Genomic DNA, 9,748 nt, shown 5'->3' on the forward strand with positions numbered 1-9,748 from the left:
TACCGCCAGCAGCAACACTCAGTAACTCAGCCGCCCCTGCTTCACCAGCCATTCGCGCACCATAAACAGCGCGCTGACATTCCGCGCCTCGCGGAAATCCGGCTCTTCCAGCAATGCCAGCATCTCCGTCAGCGGCCAGCGCACCACGGGCAACGGCTCCGGCTCATCCCCTTCCAGCTTCTCGGGATACAGCCCTTCCGCCACCACAATATTCATCTTGCTGGAAAAATAGGAGGGAGCCATGGTCAGCTTACTCAGCATCTCTAGCGCCGTCGCGCCAAAACCGGCTTCTTCTTTCAGTTCACGGTCAGCGGCCTCGAACACCGTCTCACCCGGATCGATCAGCCCCTTGGGAAAACCCAGTTCATAACATTCCAGCCCGACGGCATACTCCTGAATCAGAATCAGGTGATCGTCAATAATCGGCACAATCATCACCGCTTCGCGATCGGTCGGACGCATACGCTCATACACCCGACGGGCGCCATTGCTGAACGTCAGGTTGACGGCTTCCACAGTAAATAACTGCGAACGCGCCACCGTTTCGACACTGCGTATTTCTGGTTTCTGTCGTTGTCTGGTCATCATGGCCCCAGGGAAAAACCGGATAAGGAATCGCGCCACTGTTAAGTCAGGAACGCGCAAGCGGTACAGGCTGACATTGTGCGCCAGCCAGCGGCGTATGCCAATCATCGCATACTATAACGGGCATTCTTAATAACAAATCGTTGTTTATGTTCAGAAAAGAAATTGGATTAATGTCAAGCTTTCGTGATAAAAATAGGATAATACCGATATTCTAATATCGATAACCCCGGTAATATTTGCGCAAGGCTTTTTATGCAATCTATCTAATTTTATGATTTTGTGCGCTATTTTTGAATGTAAGGCTGGTTGCCAGTGCTGTCCTGTCCCGCCAGAATTAGCATAAACACCCATCCTGATAAGCTGAATAAAATCAGGGTATAAGGGTAAACAGCATTGTGGAGTTTGCGAGACTGTGACGGGAGTAAATTGGCTGGGATGAGCAAAGCATGAGCACAATAATTATCATATTGGCTGTAATGCTGGCCTGCTCGATCGTGGCAGGTGTGATCTTTTGGTACGCTATGCGGCATCGCCCGCCGTTGGCGAAGCCGTTGCCGTTTATCAGCCCACCGCACCGTAAACTGACCGACGAAGAGCGTGCAGCGGTAGAACGCTACGTCGAATCACTGACAAAAAACAGCGGCATTCTCCAGCCCGGCGTTGCGCCGGTAAAGTTAACGCTCACTTCGCAAAGCAGCAATGTTTACCCGGTCACCCGCGCGATCACCCGCTATGGCCTCTCCACTGATGAACCCAATAAATGGCGCTACTACCTTGATGCCGTTGAAGTGCATCTGCCGCCACTGTGGGAACAATATATTGCTGACGAAAACTACGTCGAACTGATCAAAACCCAGGGCATCCCGCTGGTCATCTTGCTTAACGGCCATTCACTGACCAGCTACGCGCTGGAGCATCCCGCGCTGCCGACCACCGTGCGCCCGCTGGCGCCCAATGCTTCTATTCGTAAAGAAGAAGGCGAAAATATCGAACTGCTTACCGTGCGGAAAGAGACGCCGGAAGAGTATTCGCTGTCACGCCGCGACGGCGTACGCGAAGCCGTCACCATCTGCTGTGCACTGTTACTGTTCTTTATCAGCCTGATCGCCCCACCACTGCTGATGCCATGGCTGCTGGTCACGGGTCTCGCGATGATCGCTGTCAGTTGCTGGTTTCTGTATCGCCGCCCCGGCGAAAAAGATCTGCGCGAAATTCACTGCCTGCGCGGCACGCCCAAACGCTGGGGACTGTTTGGCGAATCTAACCAGGGACAAATCAGCAACATCTCGCTGGGCATTATCGATCTGATCTACCCGCCTCACTGGCAGCCTTATGTCGCCCATGATTTAGGCCAGACGACGGAAGTGGATATCTATCTCAATCGTCAGGTGGTACGCCAGGGGCGCTTCCTGTCACTGCAGGATGAAGTACGCAATTTCCCGATTCAGCGCTGGCGTAAAAATCTGGTGCTGGCTTGCGGCTCCCTGCTGGTACTGCTGCTGCTGATCAGCTGGGTTCCGCTCAGCATGCCGCTGAAACTGAGCCTGGCGTGGCTGAAAGGGACGGAAAGCATCAAAGTCACCGCGGTAAACGACCTGGAAAAAGTCGCACTGCGCGTGGGTGACAACCTGCAGGTCAGCGGCACCGGCATGTGCTCAGTACCGGCAAATTACCAGAGCAACCGCAGCTACGCCTTTATGCCGTTCGACTGCTCGGCAATCTGGTGGAATAACGCGGCACCGCTGCCGCAACCGCAGTCAGATATCATCGATAAAGCCCAGGCGTTGCAAACCAGCACTAATCAGCAACTGCATCCGCAAAGCGCCACCGATCCCAAGCTGAACCCTCAGCTGGCCAGCGCGATTCAGAAATCGGGCATGATCCTGCTGGATTATTTTTCCGAACTGGTGCTGAAAACCCAGGATCTCTGCAGCCAGGCGCAGGACTGCGTGCGGCTGAAAAACGCGCTGGTGAATCTCGGCAATGCCAAAGACTGGGACACGCTGGTGACCCGCGCTAACTCCGGGGCGCTGAACGGCATGAATGTGCTGCTGCGCCCGGTCAGCGCAGAAGCACTGGAAAATCTGGTGAATACCGCCACGTCCTCTTTCTTCTACCGTGAAACGCGTCGTGCGGCGGAGACGCTGAACAGCCCGCCGCCAGGTGGCTTCCTGATTATCAGCGATGAAGGCCGCCAGCTGGTCAGCCAGCCGCAGCCCGTGGTCTCACTGTTTGATTACAATGCGCCGGAGCAGTGGCGTGAACTGCAGCGGCTGGCCTCAATGCTGCTGCACACACCGTTTAGCGCCAGCGGCATCATCACCAATATCAGCACCGATGCTAACGGGACGCAGCATGTCACCTTACACAGTGAACCTGATGCCATCAGCCTGTGGCGCTATCTCGCCACCACGCTGCTGCTGGTATTGCTCTGTCTTAGCGTGCTGATCAACAGCCTGCTGACCCTGCGGCGTATTCACCGTAACCGCACGCGCATTGTCGAAATTCAGCGCTACTATGATCGCTGCATGAATCACTCGCTGACCACGATCCAGACCGCACGCCCGCTGTTCTGACGGCAACATAACTGTGCTACCCTGTCGCCCGGTTTTTTCCTCGCGCGGAGCCCGCATGTCTGATTCACTAAACTGGTGCGAAATTGATACTGTGCTGCTCGATATGGACGGCACCCTGCTTGATCTGGCGTTTGACAGCCATTTCTGGTTGCAGCACGTACCGCTAACGTTAAGCACGCAACGTGGCATTACCCTTGACGCCGCCAGAGAGATGATTGGCGAAATGTATCAGGCAGTGCGGCATACGCTAAACTGGTATTGTTTCGATTACTGGAGCCAGCAGCTGGATCTGGATATTCGCGCCATGACGCTGGCGCTGCGCGAGCGCGTTGCCCTGCGTGCCGACACACTGCCATTGCTGCACGCCCTGCGCCACAGTGGCAAACGGACGATTCTGCTCACCAACGCGCATCCCTATAACCTGGATGTGAAACTGGCGCAGACCGGCCTCGATCGCCACCTTGATTTATTGCTTTCCACCCATACATTTGGCTATCCGAAAGAAGATCAGCGTTTATGGCAGGCGGTACAGCAACACTGCAGCTTTGATCCGGCACGCACGCTGTTTATTGATGACAACGAAACCATTCTCGATGCGGCGAAACAGTTTGGTATCGCACACTGCCTTGGCGTCACCAATCCGGATTCTGGCAGCAGCGAGATCACGTTTGCGCGCCATCCTGCAGTCGGTGATTATCGCCCACTGGTGGCCGCTATCGCGCCATAGTCTGGCGGGAGGAAGACCATGAAAGAGAGCAGCAACGCAGGTGTCCGGCTCGACAAATGGCTGTGGGCCGCCCGCTTTTATAAAACCCGTGCAGTCGCGCGTGAAATGATCGAAGGCGGCAAGGTTCACTATAATGGTCAGCGGAGCAAGCCGAGCAAACTGGTGGAACTGGATGCTGAACTGACACTGCGTCAGGGTAATGACGAACGCACCGTCCATATCCTGGCGATTACCGATCAACGCCGGCCTGCCACTGAAGCGCAGCAGCTGTACGCGGAAACCGCGGAAAGCATTGAGAAACGTGAAAAAGTGGCGCTGGCGCGCAAAATGAACGCGCTGACCATGCCGCACCCGGACCGCCGCCCTGATAAGAAAGAGCGCCGCGATCTGATGAAATTTAAATATTCTGGTGATGAATAACCCATCGCTGTCAGGCGGCAGACGCACCTGAGAGATAACAGCCAGGCCATTATTGCTACGAGAGAAAACTATGTCCCAGCAAGACCAAATGCACCGTTACCTGTTCGAAAACTATGCCGTACGCGGCGAACTGGTTAACGTCTCCCAGACCTGGCACGATATCCTTTCCGGTCACGACTATCCACAGCCGGTACAGCAGATCCTCGGTGAGCTGCTGGTTGCCACCAGCCTGCTGACAGCAACGCTGAAATTTGATGGCGATATCACTGTTCAGCTGCAGGGCGATGGTCCGCTGAATCTGGCGGTGATTAACGGCAACAATCGCCAGGAGATGCGCGGTGTCGCCCGTATGCAGGGCGAGATTGCTGAAGGCAGCAGCCTGAAAGAGATGGTGGGCAACGGCTATCTGGTGATCACCATTTCCCCGGAAAAAGGCGAGCGCTACCAGGGCGTGGTAGGTCTGGAAGGCGATACGCTGGCAGCCTGCCTGGAAGATTACTTTATGCGTTCTGAGCAGCTGCCAACGCGTCTGTTCCTGCGCACTGGCGCAGCTGATGGCCTGCAGGGCGCAGGCGGTATTCTGCTGCAGGTGCTGCCGGCACAGGATGCCAGCACGGATGACTTCAATCATCTGGCGACGCTGACAGAAACCATTAAAACCGAAGAACTGCTCACCCTGTCCGCCACTGAGGTGCTGTGGCGTCTCTACCACCAGGAAGAGGTGAAGGTGTATGACCCGCAGGATGTGCAGTTCAAGTGTACCTGTTCACGTGAACGTTGCGGTGACGTGCTGAAAACCCTGCCACAATCCGAAGTGGATGAAATCCTGGCGGAAGATGGCGAAATTGATATGCACTGCGACTACTGCGGCAGCCACTATGTGTATGACGCGGTCGATATTGCCGCACTGCGCAACGGCTCCGCCGCGGGCGACCAGCAGGTGCACTAAGCATTACTGACTGACTCTGCTGTAGAGCATGCGTGCAGCAGAGTGTCCGTCACCCGCGATAACGCGACAAACACTTACCCGTCTGATATTTTCCTCTGGAAAATACCCAATATCTCACCTGATTTCGCGCAAAACACCTTTTAACCCCCGATTAAATCGTACCGGATCGCATTTTCAGCATATCTTTCTGCCACCCTCCGCTTCGCGGTGTACACTGCGCGCGATCGGCCCGCTTTATTTTCACGAATCTGGCGACGATCACGATCGTGCAAGCTGAATTCCCCCACACTCTATAATGGTAAACAGCCACAGGAGCAGGAATATGCATGCTAATGGTCTGAACAACCGGGATCTTGTCGCGTATGGCATTACTGACACGGTTGAGGTGGTATATAACCCCGATTATGACACCCTCTTTCAGGAAGAGACCCTGCCCGGCCTGCAGGGCTGCGAGCGCGGTGTCGTGACTCAGTCTGGCGCTGTCGCGGTAGATACCGGGATCTTCACCGGCCGCTCGCCAAAAGATAAATACATTGTGCGTGATGACACCACACGCGACACACTCTGGTGGTGCGACCAGGGTAAAGGCAAAAATGATAACCAGCCGCTGTCAGCGGAAACCTGGCAGGCATTGAAAACGCGGGTAACGCAGCAGTTGTCCGGCAAACGCCTGTTTGTTGTTGATGCCTGGTGTGGCGCCAATCCGGATACCCGCCTCAGCGTGCGCTTTATCACCGAAGTCGCCTGGCAGGCGCATTTCGTCAAAAACATGTTTATTCAGCCGGATGCACAGGGCCTGGCGAATTTTATTCCCGATTTTGTGGTGATGAACGGCGCGAAATGCACCAACCCCGACTGGCGTTCCCAGGGCCTGCACTCGGAGAACTTCATTGCCTTTAATCTCAGCGAGAAAATGCAACTGATTGGCGGCACCTGGTATGGCGGCGAGATGAAAAAAGGGCTGTTCGCCATTATGAACTACCTGCTGCCATTAAAAGGCATCGCGGCGATGCACTGCTCCGCCAACGTCGGTGCGCAGGGCGATGTGGCCGTCTTCTTTGGCTTGTCCGGCACCGGGAAAACCACCCTGTCGACCGATCCGCAGCGCCAGCTGATCGGCGATGACGAGCATGGCTGGGATGACGACGGCGTGTTTAACTTTGAAGGCGGGTGCTACGCCAAGACCATCAGGCTGTCCGCCCAGGCTGAACCGGAGATTTATCAGGCGATCCGCCGCAACGCGCTGCTGGAAAACGTGGTGGTGCGCCATGATGGCTCCGTCGATTATGACGACGACAGCAAAACCGAAAATACCCGTGTCTCCTATCCCATCAGCCATATCGACAATATCGTTAAACCCGTGTCAAAAGCAGGTCACGCCAGCAAGGTGATTTTCCTGACCGCCGATGCGTTTGGCGTACTGCCGCCAGTGTCGCGTCTGAATGCCGACCAGACGCAGTACCACTTCCTGTCAGGTTTTACCGCCAAACTGGCGGGCACCGAACGCGGCATTACCGAACCTGTCCCCACCTTCTCCGCCTGCTTTGGCGCCGCATTTCTGACGCTGCACCCTACGCAGTATGCCGAAGTGCTGGTGAAACGCATGCAGAACGCCCACGCGGAAGCTTATCTGGTGAATACGGGCTGGAACGGCAGCGGTAAACGCATGTCACTGAAAGACACGCGCGCGATTATCAATGCCATTCTGGCGGGAGAGCTGAGTGACGTGGCGACGCAGACGTTGCCGATTTTCAACCTTGAGGTGCCGGTCGGGCTGAATGGTGTCGACAGCCATATTCTCGACCCGCGCAATACTTACCAGAATGGCGAAGAGTGGGAAGCCAGGGCGCGCGATCTGGCGCAACGCTTTATTGATAACTTCGATAAATACACCGATACCGCAGCCGGCGCGGCACTGGTAAAAGCGGGGCCACAGCTCTGATAAGAAAAGCGGAGGCATGTGCCTCCGCGGGAATTTTTATGTATCGCTCAGGTTTCATGGACAGAGCGATGTACAGTTCAGCGCTTAAGCCGTCGTGTTTGACACACCCGTACTCAGATAAGGATGCGGCAACGGCAGATAAGCACGAATACGCAGTCCACCGCGTTCGCTGACACCAATATCCAGTGAACCCTGATGCGCATCGATAATACGCTGGACAATCGCCAGCCCCAGCCCGGTGCCACTGGTACTGCGGGCGCTATCGCCTCGCACAAACGGCTGGAACAGATGCGCCAGCTGTTCGGGTTTAATCCCCGGACCATCATCTTCCACCTGGAACCAGGCACGCTGCAATTCGCTGCCGCTGCTGACCTTGATCCAGCCATTACCATAACGCGCCGCGTTCACCACCATATTGGCGACGGCGCGTTTAATCGACAGCGGATTAATTTCCACCATCAGTTCGGCTGGCATCACCTGGTTTTCAATTTCGCGTTCGTAACCGCTCTCCGCGGCCACCACTTCACCGAGCACGCTGTTCAAATCGGCCAGCTCGGTCTGCATCTCCTGCCCGGTGCGCAGATAATCAATAAACTGCTCGATAATCGCGTTGCACTCTTCGATATCTTTATTGATTGATTCCGCCAGATAGCCATCTTCTTCAACCATCATTTCCGTCGCCAGACGAATACGCGTCAGCGGCGTGCGCAGGTCGTGGCTGACGCCCGCCATCAGTAGGGTACGGTCATCCGCCAGCTGCTTAACGCCTGACGCCATCTGGTTAAAGGCGCGCGTCACCGAACGCACTTCCGATGCGCCATACTCCCGCAGCGGCGGCGGAATAACGCCTTTACCGACCTGCAACGCGGCATGCTCCAGTTCCACCAGCGGCCGGTTCTGAATACGAATAAACAGCCATGCGCCGCCTATCGCCAGCAGCATAATCGCCAGGGTGTAACGGAACAGCGGCGAGAAGTCGCCCTGATGAATTTCGGTCAGAGGTACACGCACCCAGATATCCGGCGACAGCCAGGTCTTCAGCCACACCACCGGCGAGTTCTTGTTGACCTCAACCCGCACGTCGGTAGGACCACCCAGCTGCTGCGCCATCTGGTCGCTAAGGAACTGATAGTGTTGCGCCCAGCGTAATCCGCTCTCTTCCGCCGCTGCGTTGGTATACAGCGAAATCCCCAGCTCACGATAAATTTCGCGCCGGAACGCCGGCGGCACTTCCAGCTGTGTGCCATCCTCCAGCTGCAGCCGGTCGGTCATCAGCATACGCACTTCGTATGCCAGCACCTTATTAAACTGCTGCAGGCTGGGCAGGATGGCGAAGTTCAGCACCACCAGATAGGTCGTGACCAGGCTGACAAACAGCAGGGTCACGATCAATAACAGCGTACGGGCGAACGAGCTGCGTGGAGAGAAGCGGAATCGCCTCATGCTTTACTGCCGTCCGGCACAAACACATAGCCCAGACCCCAAACGGTCTGGATATAGCGCGGATGCGCCGGATCTTCTTCGACCATGCGGCGCAGACGGGAAATCTGCACGTCGATCGAACGTTCCATCGCACTGTACTCACGGCCACGCGCTAGGTTCATCAGTTTGTCGCGTGACAGCGGCTCACGCGGATGGCTTACCAGCGCTTTCAGCACCGCAAACTCACCACTGGTCAGCGGCATCGGCTCATCTTCACGGAACATCTCGCGGGTGCCGAGGTTCAGTTTAAATTTACCAAAGGCAATCACCGCTTCTTCCTGTGATGGTGCGCCTGGCAGTGCATTCGCCTGACGACGCAGCACCGCGCGGATACGCGCCAGCAGCTCACGCGGGTTAAACGGTTTTGGAATATAGTCGTCCGCGCCGATCTCCAGCCCGACGATACGATCCACTTCTTCACCCTTCGCAGTCACCATAATGATCGGCATCGGGTTGCTCTGGCTGCGCAGACGGCGGCAGATAGACAGGCCATCTTCGCCCGGCAACATAAGGTCCAGCACCATCAGGTGAAAGGATTCACGGGTTAACAGGCGATCCATCTGCTCGGCATTCGCCACACTGCGCACCTGAAAGCCCTGCTCAGTCAGATAACGCTCCAGCAATGCACGCAGGCGCATGTCATCATCGACGACCAGAATTTTGTAGTTTTCTTGCATTTCGCTACTCCCAAAGGCGCTATTGCCTGAGACGATATTTTTAAAAAAGTTGCCGTACTGTGACAGTCATTAATGGTTTATATTGTAGCCGAAATTGTTACAAAGCATATTAAACAGCAGCTTAACTTTGCTTTTCTGTGCATAACGCCCTGTTTTTCATCAACCGGCAGGCAGTGATGACGCACGATTCCGTCTTATCTGAAATATACGCCCAGCTTCTGGTTATCGCTGGCGCGCACCTTAAGTCAAATCATCAGTCTGGGGGAAATCCGTCCAGTATAACGTGAAGCGGGCAAAAACACCTGAAGTGGGCGGATTCAACTCCGAAGTGCAACGCTAAGCCGCCAATCTTAGCTCTGCAAACACCACAGACGGTTGCCTGAATCC

Annotated in this window: 8 protein-coding genes; 5 read left to right on the top strand and 3 right to left on the bottom strand. The window is 55.5% G+C overall.

All coding sequences use genetic code 11. The features are described from left to right. Positions 1-18 precede the first annotated feature (18 nt). On the bottom strand, positions 19-585 hold the full coding sequence (gene nudE, locus ACSZO1_RS11615; RefSeq protein WP_437612664.1) for an ADP compounds hydrolase NudE: 567 nt from the start codon (positions 583-585) through the stop codon (positions 19-21). Positions 586-1,034: 449 nt separating this feature from the next. On the opposite strand from nudE, the gene ACSZO1_RS11620 reads away from it, so the two are divergent. From ACSZO1_RS11620 to pckA, 5 genes are all read left to right on the top strand, one after another. Continuing rightward, positions 1,035-3,164, top strand: a complete 2,130-nt coding sequence (locus ACSZO1_RS11620; RefSeq protein WP_437612666.1) for an intracellular growth attenuator family protein — start codon at positions 1,035-1,037, stop codon at positions 3,162-3,164. A 55-nt stretch (positions 3,165-3,219) separates the two neighbouring features. Next, the gene (gene yrfG / locus ACSZO1_RS11625) at positions 3,220-3,891 is read left to right on the top strand and encodes a GMP/IMP nucleotidase (RefSeq protein WP_437612668.1); all 672 of its coding nucleotides are present in this window, start codon (positions 3,220-3,222) and stop codon (positions 3,889-3,891) included. A gap of 18 nt (positions 3,892-3,909) precedes the next feature. Beyond that, positions 3,910-4,311 (top strand): ribosome-associated heat shock protein Hsp15, encoded by a 402-nt coding sequence (hslR, locus tag ACSZO1_RS11630; protein ID WP_437612670.1) that lies wholly within the window; start codon positions 3,910-3,912, stop codon positions 4,309-4,311. A 70-nt stretch (positions 4,312-4,381) separates the two neighbouring features. After that, positions 4,382-5,260, top strand: coding sequence for an Hsp33 family molecular chaperone HslO (gene hslO, locus ACSZO1_RS11635; protein WP_437612672.1), 879 nt, complete (start codon positions 4,382-4,384; stop codon positions 5,258-5,260). Between the two features lie 322 nt (positions 5,261-5,582). Further along, a complete protein-coding gene (gene pckA, locus ACSZO1_RS11640; RefSeq protein ID WP_437612673.1) occupies positions 5,583-7,202 on the top strand; it encodes a phosphoenolpyruvate carboxykinase (ATP) in 1,620 nt (539 codons plus the stop codon). Between the two features lie 84 nt (positions 7,203-7,286). On the opposite strand, the gene envZ is transcribed toward pckA, so the two are convergent. Further along, positions 7,287-8,645, bottom strand: a complete 1,359-nt coding sequence (gene envZ / locus ACSZO1_RS11645) for a two-component system sensor histidine kinase EnvZ (protein ID WP_437612675.1) — start codon at positions 8,643-8,645, stop codon at positions 7,287-7,289. Next, entirely contained in the window at positions 8,642-9,361 is a 720-nt protein-coding gene (gene ompR / locus ACSZO1_RS11650; RefSeq protein ID WP_437612677.1) for an osmolarity response regulator transcription factor OmpR, read from the bottom strand. The genes envZ and ompR overlap by 4 nt, the downstream gene beginning before the upstream one ends. Positions 9,362-9,748: the final 387 nt, after the last annotated feature.

The organism is Erwinia sp. V71 (assembly GCF_965644245.1).
Lineage (GTDB): Bacteria > Pseudomonadota > Gammaproteobacteria > Enterobacterales > Enterobacteriaceae > Erwinia.

Bases quoted from the DNA above. Each gene is read 5' to 3' on its own strand.
- ompR (WP_437612677.1), bottom strand. From the start codon at position 9,361: ATGCAAGAAAACTACAAAATTCTGGTCGTCGATGATGACATGCGCCTG.
- ACSZO1_RS11620 (WP_437612666.1), top strand. From the start codon at position 1,035: ATGAGCACAATAATTATCATATTGGCTGTAATGCTGGCCTGCTCGATC.
- yrfG (WP_437612668.1), top strand. From the start codon at position 3,220: ATGTCTGATTCACTAAACTGGTGCGAAATTGATACTGTGCTGCTCGAT.
- hslO (WP_437612672.1), top strand. From the start codon at position 4,382: ATGTCCCAGCAAGACCAAATGCACCGTTACCTGTTCGAAAACTATGCC.
- pckA (WP_437612673.1), top strand. From the start codon at position 5,583: ATGCATGCTAATGGTCTGAACAACCGGGATCTTGTCGCGTATGGCATT.
- nudE (WP_437612664.1), bottom strand. From the start codon at position 585: ATGACCAGACAACGACAGAAACCAGAAATACGCAGTGTCGAAACGGTG.
- envZ (WP_437612675.1), bottom strand. From the start codon at position 8,645: ATGAGGCGATTCCGCTTCTCTCCACGCAGCTCGTTCGCCCGTACGCTG.
- hslR (WP_437612670.1), top strand. From the start codon at position 3,910: ATGAAAGAGAGCAGCAACGCAGGTGTCCGGCTCGACAAATGGCTGTGG.